Below are 13,804 nucleotides of genomic sequence, written 5' to 3' on the forward strand. Positions count from 1 at the left end.
AGGACGCCGGGGATAGCCTTGGCGAAGGGGAAGGCCGCGCGCTGGCGGTTATCCCGCAGCCGCTCGACCCGTCGCAGGCGCGCGAACTCATCCCCTATCTGCGTAACGGCGAGAAGCTCGCCCGGCCGACGCTGGGCCAGCGCATCCGGCGCAAGCTGGCGACGCGCATCGCCGGCTATTCAGCAGCTTACGAGGCATGGCGCGTTGACGCCTCGCGCTGGTTCGACCGGCTCGACCTCGCCCCCGATCTTGCCGAGGATATCGGCAGCCGCCGCTGGCTGCGCGGGCTCGGCACGATGGTCGGCCTGGGCGCGGTGGCGCTGGCGTGCTGGCCCGATCTCACCCCGCTCGAAGCCCGTCCCGCGATGCCGCGCGGCGAGGCGGTCGACAGCGAGATGCGCAGCCAGATGATCCTGCCGCTTGCGCTGGGTGCCGACTCTGGCCGCCGGATGGGGCCGACCCAGGCGGTGATTCCGCTCAAGAGCGCGCCCGAGCGGCCGCAGATCCAGATGGTCGTGACCCTCGCGCCGGGTGACAGCTTCGCCTCAATGCTGCGCCGTGCGGGCGTGGCGGGCGAGGATATCGACCGTGCCGCCGCACTGGTCGGTCAGGCGGTGGCGGTGGGCGACATCCAGCCGGGCACCCAGATGGACCTGATCCTCGGCCGCCGCACCGCGCCTGGCCAGCCGCGCCCGCTCGACAGCCTGTCGTTCCGCGCGCGCTTCGATCTCGAACTTGCGCTGACCCGCCCCGGTGTGGGCGAGGTCAATCCTGACGGCACCCCCGTGATCCCCGCCGGGCCGCTCGCGCTCCAGCGCAACGTGATCCGCGTCGACGAGACCCCGCTGCGGTTGCGCGGGGTGGTGGGCTCCAGCCTCTACCGCTCGATGCGCGCCGCGGGCGTCCCAGCGAGCGCGGTGCAGGAATATCTGAAAGCCCTCGACGCGCAGATCGACATGGAGCGCGAAGTCCGCCCGACCGACGAATTCGACATCATCCTCGCCTACCGCCGCGCCGCGACCGGCGAGCGGATGGCGGGGCAATTGCTCTATGCCGGGATCGACCGCAGCGGCAACCCGCGCACCCAGCTGATGCGCTGGGGGAGCGAGGGGCGGTTCTACGAGGCCTCGGGCGTGGGCGAACAGCGCCGCGGGCTGCTGGCCCCGGTGCCCGGCGCGGTCACCTCCAACTTCGGGATGCGCCGCCACCCGATCCTCGGCTACACCCGGATGCACGCCGGGATCGACTTCAAGGCCGGCTACGGCACGCCGATCGTCGCGGTCAGCGATGGCCGCGTTTCCAGCGCAGGCCGCTCGGGCGGGTGCGGCATCCAAGTGCGGCTGGAGCATGGCGGCGGCCTTGCGACCCGTTATTGCCACATGAGCCGAATGGCGGTCGCCCCCGGCATGTCGGTGCGGCGTGGGCAGGTGATTGGCTATGTCGGCTCGACCGGCCTCTCCACCGGCCCGCACCTCCATTACGAGATGTATCGCGGCGGGCGGGTCATCAATCCGGCCACGGTGCAGTTCGTCAGTCGCGCGCTGCTTTCCGGCACCGAGCTGATCGATTTCCGCCGCCAGCTGATCAAGCTGAAGGAGATCGAGGTCGGCGCCGCGCTCAAGGATCTTGCCCCGGCTGAGGGCGAGGTGAAGGAGCCGGTGCGCGAGATCGATAAGGTGGCGGGGCCGACGCCTGCCCCCAAACCGCCGGTGCCGCGCAAGCCGTAACGAGGCCTTGTCGTCGGCCAAGGATTGCGCGTAAGTCTCGCAAGCATGACCGGACATTTCCCCAACACCCGCCTGCGCCGCACCCGCGCGACCGGCTGGAGCCGCGCGTTGCACCGCGAGACCATCCTCACGCCCGCGGACCTGATCTGGCCGCTGTTCGTGACCTCGGGAGAGGGGGTCGAGGAGCCGATCGCGACCTTGCCGGGCGTCTCGCGCTGGTCGGTCGATGGCATCGTCGCCCGCGCGAAGGAGGCGGTGGAACTCGGCATCCCGGTGATCGCGCTGTTCCCCAACACCCCGCGTGAGCTTCGCAGCGATGACGGGGGCGAGGCGCATAATCCCGACAACCTGATGTGCCGCGCGATCCGTGCGATCAAGGATGTCTGCGGGGACTCGATCGGCGTGCTCACCGATGTGGCGCTCGACCCCTATACCTCCCACGGGCAGGACGGGCTGGTGAATGACGCGGGCTATGTCGTGAACGACGAGACCGTCGCCGCACTGGTCGATCAGGCGGTCAATCAGGCCAATGCGGGAGCGGACATCATCGCGCCCTCCGACATGATGGACGGCCGCATCGGCGCGATCCGCCGCGCACTCGAGATGAATGGGCACGCCAATGTCCAGATCATGAGCTACGCCGCCAAATATGCGAGCGCCTTCTACGGCCCGTTCCGCGATGCGGTGGGCAGCGGCGGCTTGCTCAAGGGCGACAAGAAGACCTACCAGATGGACCCGGCCAATGGCGACGAGGCCCTGCGCGAAGTGGCGATGGACATTGCCGAGGGCGCGGATTCGGTGATGGTCAAGCCGGGGCTCGCCTATCTCGACATCGCAGCGCGGGTGAAGGCGGAGTTCGGCGTGCCGGTGTTCGCCTATCAGGTGAGCGGCGAATACGCGATGATCGAGGCGGCGGCGGCGGCGGGCGCGGGGGACCGCGACGCGCTGGTGCTCGAGACGCTGCTGGCGTTCAAGCGCGCCGGGTGCAGCGGCGTCCTCACCTACCACGCCGCCCACGCCGCCCGCCTGCTGAATGGGTGAGGGGGCTCTCGCCACCGCGCGCCTGATCCTGCGTCCCCCGGTGGCGGAGGATCTGCCGTGGCTGCTCGCCGCCATGAACACCGAGAGCGTCATGCGCCATCTCGCCGGGGTGCGCACGGCGCATGAGGTGGAGGAGGGCCTTGCCGCCGACATCGCCGCCTTTGCCGCGCCTGATGGGCACAGGCGCTGGACGGTGTGGCTGCGTGACGCCGAAGAAAGGGTGGGCCGCGTCGGCCTGTTCCACCTCCGCTCCCCCGCCGCTCCGCCCGCCTTGCAGGGCCAGCGCGAGATCGGCTGGACTTTTGCGCAAAGCCATTGGGGCAAGGGCTATGCGACCGAGGCGGCCGAGGGGGCCCTCGGCTTCGCCTTCGGGATGTTGGGCCTGCCCCGCATCTGGTCGCAGACCAGCGAGTCCAACGCAGGCTCGACCCGGATGATGCACCGCCTCGGCTTCACCTTCCGTCCCGAGCTCGGCTATGTCGATCCCGACTATCCGCCGCAGGACAACCCGACGACGGTGTGGTCGCTGGATGCGCCACCCCGGAAACCATGACGCCAGAGTTCCGCCACGACACCGCCCGTCTGACCCTGTGCGACTGGCGCGAGGATGACTGGCCGGAGTTCTGGCGCGTTACCAACACGCCCCCGGTGATGCGCTGGCTCGGCGGGGTGCTGGACGAAGCCGGACGCGGCGCTGCCCGCGCGCGGATCGAGAGCTACCGGGCCGATTACGGCCACACCTTCTGGGTCGTCGAACGGCGCGAGGACGGCGCGCTGCTCGGATTCTGCGGGCTCAAGCGCTCGAACCAGCCGGGCGGGCCGCAGGGAATGATGGAGGTCGGCTGGCGCCTGCGCGAGGATGCCTGGGGCAAGGGCTATGCCCGGGAGGCGGCTGCGGCGTCGCTGGCGCTCGCCTTCGGCCGCTTCGCGGCTGGCGAGGTGATCGCGCTGACGGTGGCGCGCAACACCGCCAGCTGGGGGCTGATGGCGCGGCTCGGGATGGCGCGGCGCGAGGATCTCGACTTCGACAGCGCCGATTTCGACGCCGAAAACCCGCGCATCATCGCCTATTCCATCGCGCGCGAGGTATGGGAAGCGGCGTGACGGCACCCGTGCTCACCACCGGGCGACTGATCCTGCGCCAGATCGACGAGGACGACCTCGATCCGCACATGACGCTGCTCAACACGCCCGCGGTGATGCAAGATCTCGGCGGGGTGCAGCCGCGCGAAGTGATCGCCGCCAAGCACGCCGCCGCCCGCGCCAGTTTCGCCGCGCATGGCTTCGGCTTCATGATCATGGAGGAGCGCGCGACCGGAGCGATGGTCGGCCATTGCGGGCTGCGCCATGTCGCCCACCCGCTCGCGCCCAACCCGCAAGACTTCGAGATCGGCTGGCTGGTGCGCGAGGATCGCTGGCGGCGGGGCTATGCCCACGAGGCGATGCGCGCGGTTCTCGATTGGGGTTTTGCCACCCACGGCGCCCCCCGGATCGTCGCCATCACCATCGAAAACAATGTCGGCAGCTGGCGGCTGATGGAGAAACTGGGCATGATTCGCGCGCCCGAGCTTGATTTCAACGATCCGGCAATGCCACCCGCGTATAACCCGGCGATCCAATACGGGATCACGCGCGGGCAATGGGCACGCGGGGGCAATGGGGACCGAAGCCTTGACTGACGACATTTCTGCCGCGCCCGGCGCGAGCCCGCGCCGCTGGCTGTTCGCGGTGATGATCCTGACGGGCAGCTTCCTGCTGTTCCTCGTGCAGCCGCTGGTCGCGCGTCTCGCGCTGCCGCGCCTCGGCGGGGCGCCCAATGTCTGGAACAGCGCGATGCTGGTCTACCAGGCGCTGCTGCTGGGCGGCTATGCCTATGCCCATGCGCTGTCGCGCCTCGCGGTCGGGCGGCAGGCGCTGATCCATCTGGCGCTGCTGGTTGCCGCCGCCTTCACGCTACCCATCGCGCTTCCGGCGATCGCTCCGCCCGAGGCGGGGCAGGAGGCTTTGTGGGTGCCCTACCTGTTCCTGCTGACCATCGGCCCGGTGTTCTTCGTCGTCTCGGCGCAGGCCCCGTTGATGCAGCAATGGTTCGCCGCGCACCCGCGCGCGGGCGATCCCTATCCGCTCTATGCCGCCTCCAACCTCGGGAGCTTTGCCGGCCTGCTCGCCTATCCGCTGCTGGTCGAGCCGGTGCTGCCCCTGGGCGAGCAGAGCCGATACTGGGCCGCGGGCTACGGCGCGCTGGTGGTGCTGGTGGCGCTGGTCGGCCTCGCCCGCCGCACAGCACCCGCCCCGGCGGTGATCGCCGCCGCTGCGACGACCGCCGCAGAGCCCGCCCCCGGGGCCAGGCGCATCCTGACATGGCTGGCGCTCTCGGCGGTGCCTTCGGGGCTGATGCTCTCGACCACCACCCACCTCACCACCGATATCTTCGCGATGCCGCTCCTGTGGGTGATCCCGCTCGGGCTCTACCTTCTGTCCTTCAGCCTCGCCTTTGCCGAGAAGCGCGGCCTTGCGGGCGCCATGACCGTCATCGCTCCGGTGGTGATCGCGGCGGCTGGCGCTCTCGCAATGCTCGGCTCCTCGCGCCCGAGCATGCTCGCGGTCGCGGCGAGCCTGATGCTGCTGTTCGTGGTCGCGGTGGCGCTCCACGCGCGGCTTTACGAGGATCGGCCGGAGCCTGCGCGCCTCACCCAGTTCTACCTCGTGATGTCGGCGGGCGGCGTGCTCGGCGGGCTGTTCACCGCGCTGATCGCGCCGCTGGTGTTCGACTGGACGTGGGAACACCCTCTGCTGATCCTCGCGGCGGCCGCGCTGCTGCCGCTGGGCACCTGGTCGGGACTCCTCGCCAGGCTGTTCCCGAGCGAGCAGGGCGCGCGGCTCGGCATCATCGCGCTGCTCTTCGCGCTGTTCATCGGCGCGCTGCGGCTGTTCGATCGCTCGATGCTGAACGACGAGTGGGGCGTCATCGACCTCGCGATCTTCGCCGCGCTGATCGTTGCCGCGGTGCTGCTCGCGGCGCGGCGCTGGGCCTTCGTCGCCGCCTGCGCCGCGCTGATCGCTGCGTTGGGCGCGATGGTGCAGGCGCAGACCAGCTTTGCGGGGCTGCGCAGCCGGAGCTATTTCGGGATCTACACCGTGCGTGACGGGACCGATGACCTCAGGCAACTGATCCACGGCACCACGCTCCACGGGGTGCAGCGATTGGACGCGGGCAAGATCCTCGAGCCGACCACCTATTACGGCCGCGAGGCGGGGGTGGGTCTGGCGCTCGCAAAGGCTCCGGCGATGTTCGGCGAGGGGGCGCGGATCGGCGTCGTCGGGCTCGGCGTCGGCACGCTCGCCTGCTACAAGCAGCCGGGGCAGAGCTGGACCTTCTTCGAGATCGACCCGGCGGTGCTCGAGTATTCGACCCGCGGGCAGTTCACCTTCATGCAATCCTGCGCGCCGGAGGCCCCGACGATCATCGGCGACGCGCGGTTACAGCTGGAAAAGCTTCCGGCGGGGAGCTTCGACATTCTGGTGGTCGACGCCTTCTCCTCGGACGCGATCCCGCTCCATCTGATGACCAGGGAGGCGCAGGAGGGCTATTTCCGCACCCTCGCGCCTAACGGCCTGCTGCTGATGCACATCTCCAACCGCTTCATCCGGCTCGAGCCGGTGCTGGCGGCCTTGGCCAAGGAGGGCAAGCTGGCATCTGCCGTGCGGATTGACAGCCCCTCGGGCAAGGGCCTGACCGGATCGACCTGGGTGGCGATGTCGCGCGATCCGGCGCAGCTGAAGGCGCTCACCGCCGACGGCAAGTGGCGTCCACTCGCCCCGCCGGCGGCCGAGGTGTGGCGCGACGACTATGCCTCGATCCTGCCGCATCTGATCTGGAAGAATTTCCACTGAGGGGAGAGCAAATGAACCGTCCAGGCGTCAACATCATCCCGATCCACGGCAAGACGCCGAAGATCCACGAGACCGCCTTCATCGCTCCCGGCTGCACGATCATCGGCGATGTCGCAATCGGCGAGGGCTCGTCGATCTGGTACAATTGCGTGCTGCGCGCCGACGTATTCTCGATCCGCATCGGCGCGCGCACCAATGTGCAGGACGGCTCGGTGCTCCACTGCGATCCGCCACGCCCGGGCGACCCCGAGGGCTCGCCGCTGATGATCGGCGATGATGTGCTGATCGGCCACATGGCGATGGTGCACGGCTGCACGATCCACGACCGCGGCTTCGTCGGCCTCGGTGCGATCGTGATGAACAAGGCGGTGATCGGCAGCGACGCGATGCTCGCGGCGGGCGCGATGCTGACCGAGGGCAAGGTGATGGAGCCGCGCGAGCTGTGGGGCGGGCGTCCGGCGAGGAAGATGCGTGATCTCGACGAGGGCGCGATCATGGGAATGCGGATCGGAACGGCGCATTATGCCGAGAACGCCAAGCATCACGCGGCGGCGGTGGCGGCGGCGCTCAAGTAATGGCGCGGCCTCCGGCGCTCTTGCCGGATGCGGAGGCGCTGCGGGGGCGGATTGGCGCCGACGGGCGTCTCGCCGTCAGGGTCACGGCCGGGGCGCGCGAGGATTCGGTGACGCTCTTCGATGAAGCCGTGCTGGTGAAGGTCCGCGCGCCGGCAGACAAGGGCGCTGCCAACGAGGCAGTGATCTCGGTGGTGGCGCGGGCACTCGGACTGGCGCCCTCGCGGGTGAGATTGTTGCGCGGCGCGGCTTCGCGGGAGAAGCTGCTCGCGGTGGAGCTCTAGCGCTCGACCGCGAAGGCAAGGCCCCACAGCGCCAGCGCGGCAAATGCCGCCAGCCCCGCAGCCCACAGCGGCGCGATCAGGCACAGCCCCCCGCCCACCGCCGCGCCCAGTGCAAGAGCGCTCCACAGCAACCCGTAGCCGCGGGTCGATTCGAGCGGCGCGCCCGCCAGCCGGCCTGCGATCCCCTGCCCGAAGCGCACCAGCGCGCCGGTCATGTATGTGACGCCGACCGTCACCTCGCCGTCGCGGACGAAGACATTGTTGGCGAGGCCCATCGCCATGGCCGCGAGGCCGAGGAAGAGCACCGGGAGCCCCGCCACCAGCAGTCCCGCGCCGCCCGTCAGCAGCAGGGCGACCAATCCGAGCAACACGCGCTTGTGTCGCCCCGCAAAGCGCCGGCCTACCATCGCGCCGCCGGTCACGCCTGCGAGGAACGCCGCGATCAGCGCCAGCGGGGCGAGTGCCAAGGCGGGGGAATGAACCAGCTCAACCCCCATCCGCGTGGTGTTGCCCGACATGAAGGAGGTGAAATAACCTCCCGCCACCACGAATCCGGTCGCATCCACCAGCCCCGCCAGCGCGGCCAGCCCGAGGGCGAGGCGTTGGCGCGCAGGGTCGTAGCGGTGCATCTTATGCGGGGTTCGGCTGCTTCATGTAGCGCATCATGTAGCCGACATAATCGATCTTGCCGAGCGCCACGCCCTCGGCGCGCAGGATCGCATAGGCGGCCATGAGGTGAAAATAGAACTGCGCCGTCGCCCAGTCGCGGCAATATTCGTGCGCCTGCATCGCGAAGGTCATGCCGTTGGGAAGCGTGAACTCGACCATGTCGCCGCTCGCCGGCCAGGTGGCGGGATCGGTGTTAGCGACCAATTCGCGCGCGGCGGTGATGCGGGCGTGCGCCTCGGCGAAGGTGGTGATGTCGCTGTCGTCGGAGGCGGCCCCTGCGTTCCCCAAGCGGTTGAGCGCGGTCACCACCTGATCAAGCGTGAAGCGGATCTGGGTCGCGAGCGGGAACATGTCCTCGGCCAGTCGCGCCTGGAGCAGCGCCTCGCCCTTCTCGTGGGTTCCCGCCTTGGTTACGATGTGATCGAGCGTGCCGAGCATATTGGCATAGGTGGCAAGGGCGGCGGTGGCGTAGGACATTGCTTCTCTCTCCGGTTGCTATTTGCAACCTATTTGCGGCACGCGCGGCCCTGCGTCAATCCTTGATCAGCCCCCTGAGCGTTTCCAACCTGTCCGCCTCGTGCGCGGGCTTGTCCCAGCGGATGCGGTGGATGCGGGGGAAGCGCATGGCAAGGCCGCTCTTGTGGCGCTTGCTGGTGTGGACCGAATCGAACGCGACCTCGAACACCAGCGCACGCGCCACCTCGCGCACCGGGCCGAACTTGTTCAGCGTGTTCTGGCGCACGAAGCGGTCGAGCTTCTTCAGCTCCTCGTCGGTGAAGCCCGAATAGGCCTTGCCGACGGGGAGCAGCTCCGCGCCTGCATCCGGATCGCCGTCCCAGCAGCCGAAGGTGAAGTCCGAATGGAAGCTCGACCGCTTGCCGCTCCCGCGCTGGGCATACATCACCACGCAATCCACAAGCAGCGGATCGCGCTTCCACTTGTACCACAGCGCGACCTTGCGGCCCGCGACATAGGGGCTCTCGCGGTGCTTGAGCATCAGCCCCTCGATCGCCTCGTCGCGCGCCGTGTCGCGGATCGCGGCGAGCGCCGCGAAGTCCGGTGCCTCGACCAGCTGCGAGAGGTCGAAGTGGCTGGCGGGGAGGCGCGGCATCAGCGCCTCCAGAGTTGCGCGGCGCGACTTCCACGGGGCCTGGCGCCAGTCCGTCCCTTCGAGCAGCAGCACATCGTAGAGCCGCACGAAGGCGGGGTAATCGCGCAGCATCGCCTTGGCGACGGTCTTGCGCCCGAGCCTTTGCTGGAGCGCATTGAAACTCGCCGCGCCCCCGGCCGCGCCGCCCTGCGTGACCCCTCGCACCAGCAGCTCGCCATCGAGCACCGCGTCGATCGGCAGCACGTCGAGGAGTTCGGGAAAGGTCGCGGAAATATCGTCGCCCGAGCGCGAATAGACCCGCGTCATGCCGCCCGCCCTGACCAGCTGCACCCGGATCCCGTCCCACTTCCACTCGGCGGCGTAGTCGGCAAGGTCGACCTCGCCGTCCTCGAGCGGGTGGGCGAGCATGAAGGGGCGGAAGCGCGGGGTGTGGGCGAGGTCTGGCACCGGGCCGCCCCTCGCTCCCCAGGCGAACAGCTCGGCATAGGGGGGGCTGAGCGCGTGCCAATATTCTTCGACCTCCTCGACCGCCACTTCGAAGGCCATCGCGAAGGCGGTCTTGGCGAGGCGGGCCGAGACGCCGACCCGCATCCCCCCGGTGGCGAGCTTGATCAGCGCATAGCGGCCCTTGGCATCGAGCCGGTCGAAAAGCGCGGGAAGTTCTTTGGAGGCTGTCGCGCGGGTGAGCGCCGCAAGACGCTCGACCACTTCGGCCAGCGACAGATCGGGCAGCGGCGCGGTGTCCTCCGGTTCGGGCCACAGCAGACTCGCTGTCTCGGCCGTATCGCCGACAAAATCGCGGCTCAGCGCCCACAGCACGGGATCGACCCGCTCCATCATCAGATTGCGGACCGTCGAGGACTTCACCGCGGGGAAATCGAGCCCGTCGGTCAGTGCGGCGAGCGCCCAGCCGCGGTCGGGATCGCGGGCGCCGCGCAGATACGCAGCGATCAGCGCGAGCTTGCGGTTGCGGCTGGTGGTGTAGACCAGCGCATCGAGCAGGGCGGCGAATTCCTCCATCAGGCCCAGCCCCCTGAACGCCCCGCCCGTTCATTGCGCGGCCACATAAATTCGCTAGAGGGCTCTGCTGACATTCGTGTCAGCCCAGTTGCCAACAAGGAAACCGCTCCATGAAGTTTGCGCCTCTTGCCGCCCTCGGTCTTGCTCTTGCCGCCGTGACCGCACCTGCCGCCGCACTCGCGCAGGATACCGCCACCCCCGCGCCCGCGCCGGCCTTCACCATCGACACCCCGATCGAGACGCTGATGGCGGACGAGCGCGCCAAGGCGGTGGTGACTGCGAATTTCAACGGGCAGGACATCACCCTGCACCCGGCCTACGAGCAGTTCAAGTCGCTGAGCCTCAAGGCGCTCGCCCCCTTCTCGCAGGGGCTGATCACCGAGGACATGCTGGCAAAGATCGCCGCCGGGCTGGCGGAAATCAAGTAAACGCAAGTGAACGGGGGCGGGGGTGCCAATCATCCTCGCCTCAATCATCCTCGTCCTCGTACCCCACCAGCGCCAGCGCGCGGGCGCGGCGCTGGTTCAGCTCGCACCAGCGCAGCAGCGCTTCCTCGCGGCCGTGGGTGATCCAGGTCTCTTGCGGATTCACCTGCTGAATCGTGCGGGTGAGTTCGGTCCAGTCGGCATGGTCGGAGATCACCAGCGGCAACTCGACCCCGCGCTGGCGGGCGCGCTGGCGGACGCGCATCCAGCCTGACGCCATTGCGGTCACGGGTTCGGGCAGGCGGCGGCTCCAGCGGTCGGTGAGGGCTGACGGCGGGGCCATCACGATGCTCCCTCGCATCTGATCCTTGGTCGCATCGCTCACCAGCCGCAGATCACCCAGCATCACGCCGTGTTCCTCATAAAGCCGGCACATTGCCTCCATCGCGCCGTGGAGCCAGATCGTCTCGCTGTGCCCGGCCGCCCGCAGCTCCGCGATCACCCGCTGCGCCTTGCCCAGCGCATAGGCGCCGACGAGGATGCAGCTGTCGGGGTTCTGCGCGCGCGCTTCGAGCAGCTTGCCGATCTCCTCGGCGATGGGGGGGTGGGTGAAGACCGGCAGACCGAAGGTCGCCTCGGTGATGAAGATGTCGCAGGGGGTGACTGCGAAGGGCGGGCAGGTCGGATCTGCGCTGCGCTTGTAGTCGCCGGTGATGATGACCCGCTCGCCCGCGTGTTCCAGCAGGATCTGTGCCGAGCCGAGCACGTGGCCGGCGGGAAGGAAGGTCGCCGTCACGCCGCCGCCGATGTCGATGCGCTCGCCATACTCCGCCGGAGAGGCGCCTTCGCGGGTCTGGTAGCGCAACTCCATGATCGCGAGCGTCGCAGGCGTGGCGATGGTGATGCCGTGCCCGCCGCGCGCATGATCGGCATGCCCGTGTGTCACCAGCGCACGCGGCACGGGGCGCGAGGGATCGACCCAGGCGTCGGCGGGGACGATGTTGATGCCGTGACGCTCGGGCCGGATCCAGGAGAAGGGCGGGGCGGTCATGGGGGAGATACGGGAATCGGGTGGTTTGAGTTCCGTGCAATTCCCACCCCCAGCCCCTCCCGCAGGCGGGAGGGGAGCATCAGCGCCAACCAGTCCCCCTCCCGCTTGCGGGAGGGGTTAGGGGTGGGCAAGTGGCTCAAGCGGTGCGAGGCGGCCCCAGCAGTTTTCCTCGCTGAACATATGCGTGGGGGTGAGAGTGCCGTCGGGGCCTCTGGAATAGGTCGGCTGGCACAGGATCGCGTAGCCATTGTTGAAGAAGATCAGCAGCACCCCGCTCGGATTGCGCGGAAAGCTGGCGGGATCGCGGGTCTTGCCCAGACAGTCGGGCGCGCCATTGGATGCCATCGAGCGGGTGAAGAGCCAGGTGCCTTCCTCCTTCTGCTCGGTGCGCCAGGTCTTGTCGATCCGTTCCTCGCCGCTCTCGACCCGGCCCGTGCCGTCGGCGTTGAAGTGCCACACCTCGGTGCATTCGGGCTTGCCGTCCGCGCCCTTCTTGGTGGCGCTCATGCGCCAGCTGCCGGACTGGACAGGCCGTTCGGCTGAATCCGCGGCCAAGTCCTTGTCATCTTGCGCGGCGACGGCGGAGGCGCTCAAAAGCACCCCCGCCGCCGCCATTGTCGTCAAACCGAAGCGCATCAGCCCTCGTCGGTCTCGGTCGCGGGCTTCTTGGCAGAAGCGCCCTTCTTCATCGAGACCTTCTTGGCCGGCTTCACCTTGGGCGGGGCCGGGGTCATCTCGAAGATCGGCTTGTTGTCCTTGATGCTGACATGCACCTCGCCACCCTCGGCCAGCTTGCCGAACAGCAGTTCCTCGGCGAGCGGCTGCTTGATCTTTTCCTGGATCAGGCGGGCCATCGGACGGGCGCCGTAGAGCTTGTCATAGCCCTTGTCGGCCAGCCAGCTCCTCGCGTCGCTGTCGAACTGGATGTGGACGTTCTGTTCGGCCAGCTGCAGTTCGAGCTGGAGGATGAACTTGTCGACCACGCGGGCAACGATGCTCTTGCCGAGATAGGCGAAGGGCACGATCGCATCGAGACGGTTGCGGAATTCGGGGGTGAACATCTTCTTCACCGCCTCGTCGCCCGCGTCCTGCTTGCTGACGTCGCCGAAGCCGATGCCCTGCCGCGCCATGTCGGCAGCGCCCGCATTGGTGGTCATGATCAGCACCACGTTGCGGAAATCGACCGTCTTGCCGTGGTGGTCGGTGAGCCGCCCGTTGTCCATCACCTGGAGGAGGATGTTGAAGAGGTCCGGGTGGGCCTTCTCGATCTCGTCGAGCAGCAGCACGCAATGCGGGTTCTGGTCGACGGCATCGGTGAGCAGCCCGCCCTGATCATAGCCGACATAGCCCGGAGGCGCGCCGATCAGGCGGCTGACCGAGTGGCGCTCCATGTATTCGGACATGTCGAAGCGCTTGAGCTCGATCCCCATGATGGTGGCGAGCTGGCGCGCGACCTCGGTCTTTCCGACGCCGGTGGGGCCGCTGAACAGGAAAGAGCCGATCGGCTTGTCGGGATCGCGCAGGCCCGCACGCGAGAGCTTCATCGCGGTCGACAGGCGCACGATCGCATCGTCCTGCCCGAACACCACGTGCTTGAGATCGCGCTCGAGGTTTTCCAGCGCCTTCTTGTCGTCCTTGCTGACCGACTTGGGGGGGATGCGCGCCATCGTCGCGATCACCAGCTCGATCTCGCGTGCGGTGATGGTCTTCTTGCGGCGGCTTGGCGGCACCAGCATCTGCATCGCGCCGACCTCGTCGATCACGTCGATCGCCTTGTCGGGCAGCTTGCGGTCATTGATGTAGCGCGCCGAGAGCTCGACCGCGGTCTTGATCGCGTCGGGGGTGTACTTGACCTTGTGGTGATCCTCGAAGGCGGTGCGCAGACCCTTGAGGATCTTGATCGTGTCCTCGATGGTCGGCTCGTTCACGTCGATCTTCTGGAACCGGCGCAGCAGGGCGCGGTCCTTTTCGAAGTGGTTGCGGAATTCCTTGTAGGTGGTCGAGCCGATG

At 68.4% G+C, this 13,804-nt stretch carries 15 protein-coding genes; 9 read left to right on the plus strand and 6 right to left on the minus strand.

What is annotated here, in order from left to right; translation table 11 throughout:
• The first annotated feature begins 143 nt into the window (after positions 1-143).
• Genes NBV68_RS11535 through NBV68_RS11570 form a run of 8 tightly spaced genes read left to right on the plus strand, consistent with a single transcriptional unit; the run spans position 144 to position 7,518 of the window.
• On the plus strand, positions 144-1,727 hold the full coding sequence (locus NBV68_RS11535; RefSeq protein WP_366068151.1) for a peptidoglycan DD-metalloendopeptidase family protein: 1,584 nt from the start codon (positions 144-146) through the stop codon (positions 1,725-1,727).
• A gap of 45 nt (positions 1,728-1,772) precedes the next feature.
• On the plus strand, positions 1,773-2,768 hold the full coding sequence (hemB, locus tag NBV68_RS11540) for a porphobilinogen synthase (RefSeq protein WP_296310012.1): 996 nt from the start codon (positions 1,773-1,775) through the stop codon (positions 2,766-2,768).
• On the plus strand, positions 2,761-3,321 hold the full coding sequence (locus tag NBV68_RS11545; protein WP_296310014.1) for a GNAT family N-acetyltransferase: 561 nt from the start codon (positions 2,761-2,763) through the stop codon (positions 3,319-3,321). The genes hemB and NBV68_RS11545 overlap by 8 nt, the downstream gene beginning before the upstream one ends.
• The gene (locus NBV68_RS11550) at positions 3,318-3,872 is read left to right on the plus strand and encodes a GNAT family N-acetyltransferase (RefSeq protein WP_296310015.1); all 555 of its coding nucleotides are present in this window, start codon (positions 3,318-3,320) and stop codon (positions 3,870-3,872) included. Before NBV68_RS11545 ends, NBV68_RS11550 begins: the two co-directional genes overlap by 4 nt.
• Positions 3,869-4,447 carry a GNAT family N-acetyltransferase gene (locus NBV68_RS11555; protein ID WP_296310016.1) on the plus strand — a complete coding sequence of 193 codons (579 nt, stop codon included), beginning with the start codon at positions 3,869-3,871 and terminating at the stop codon, positions 4,445-4,447. The genes NBV68_RS11550 and NBV68_RS11555 overlap by 4 nt, the downstream gene beginning before the upstream one ends.
• Complete coding sequence (locus NBV68_RS11560; RefSeq protein ID WP_366068146.1) at positions 4,440-6,662, plus strand: fused MFS/spermidine synthase; 2,223 nt, start codon at positions 4,440-4,442, stop codon at positions 6,660-6,662. The genes NBV68_RS11555 and NBV68_RS11560 overlap by 8 nt, the downstream gene beginning before the upstream one ends.
• An 11-nt stretch (positions 6,663-6,673) precedes the next feature.
• The gene (locus NBV68_RS11565; RefSeq protein ID WP_296310019.1) at positions 6,674-7,237 is read left to right on the plus strand and encodes a gamma carbonic anhydrase family protein; all 564 of its coding nucleotides are present in this window, start codon (positions 6,674-6,676) and stop codon (positions 7,235-7,237) included.
• Positions 7,237-7,518: a DUF167 domain-containing protein gene (locus NBV68_RS11570; protein WP_296310020.1), complete on the plus strand. Its 282-nt coding sequence runs from the start codon at positions 7,237-7,239 to the stop codon at positions 7,516-7,518. The genes NBV68_RS11565 and NBV68_RS11570 overlap by 1 nt, the downstream gene beginning before the upstream one ends.
• On the opposite strand, the gene NBV68_RS11575 is transcribed toward NBV68_RS11570, so the two are convergent.
• From NBV68_RS11575 to NBV68_RS11585, 3 genes are read right to left on the minus strand one after another with little or no spacing between them, the layout of a single operon-like run.
• Entirely contained in the window at positions 7,515-8,147 is a 633-nt protein-coding gene (locus NBV68_RS11575; RefSeq protein WP_296310021.1) for a DUF1275 family protein, read from the minus strand. The genes NBV68_RS11570 and NBV68_RS11575 overlap by 4 nt on opposite strands.
• Before the next feature lies 1 nt (position 8,148).
• Complete coding sequence (locus tag NBV68_RS11580; RefSeq protein WP_296310022.1) at positions 8,149-8,664, minus strand: DUF1993 domain-containing protein; 516 nt, start codon at positions 8,662-8,664, stop codon at positions 8,149-8,151.
• Positions 8,665-8,719: 55 nt separating this feature from the next.
• The gene (locus NBV68_RS11585) at positions 8,720-10,318 is read right to left on the minus strand and encodes a cisplatin damage response ATP-dependent DNA ligase (RefSeq protein WP_296310024.1); all 1,599 of its coding nucleotides are present in this window, start codon (positions 10,316-10,318) and stop codon (positions 8,720-8,722) included.
• Positions 10,319-10,428: 110 nt separating this feature from the next.
• Here NBV68_RS11585 and NBV68_RS11590 point away from each other — a divergent pair, with 110 nt between their 5' ends.
• Positions 10,429-10,746 (plus strand): hypothetical protein, encoded by a 318-nt coding sequence (locus NBV68_RS11590; protein ID WP_296310025.1) that lies wholly within the window; start codon positions 10,429-10,431, stop codon positions 10,744-10,746.
• 40 nt (positions 10,747-10,786) lie between these two features.
• Here NBV68_RS11590 and NBV68_RS11595 read toward each other — a convergent pair whose 3' ends face one another.
• The 3 genes from NBV68_RS11595 to NBV68_RS11605 form a co-directional block, all read right to left on the minus strand.
• Positions 10,787-11,794 carry a ligase-associated DNA damage response exonuclease gene (locus tag NBV68_RS11595; protein ID WP_296310028.1) on the minus strand — a complete coding sequence of 336 codons (1,008 nt, stop codon included), beginning with the start codon at positions 11,792-11,794 and terminating at the stop codon, positions 10,787-10,789.
• A gap of 117 nt (positions 11,795-11,911) precedes the next feature.
• The gene (locus NBV68_RS11600) at positions 11,912-12,301 is read right to left on the minus strand and encodes a hypothetical protein (protein ID WP_296310030.1); all 390 of its coding nucleotides are present in this window, start codon (positions 12,299-12,301) and stop codon (positions 11,912-11,914) included.
• Between the two features lie 128 nt (positions 12,302-12,429).
• A partial coding sequence (locus NBV68_RS11605) for an AAA family ATPase (protein ID WP_296310031.1) occupies positions 12,430-13,804 on the minus strand: 1,375 nt, incomplete at its 5' end.

This window comes from Erythrobacter sp., from assembly GCF_023653175.1.
Classification (GTDB): domain Bacteria; phylum Pseudomonadota; class Alphaproteobacteria; order Sphingomonadales; family Sphingomonadaceae; genus Erythrobacter.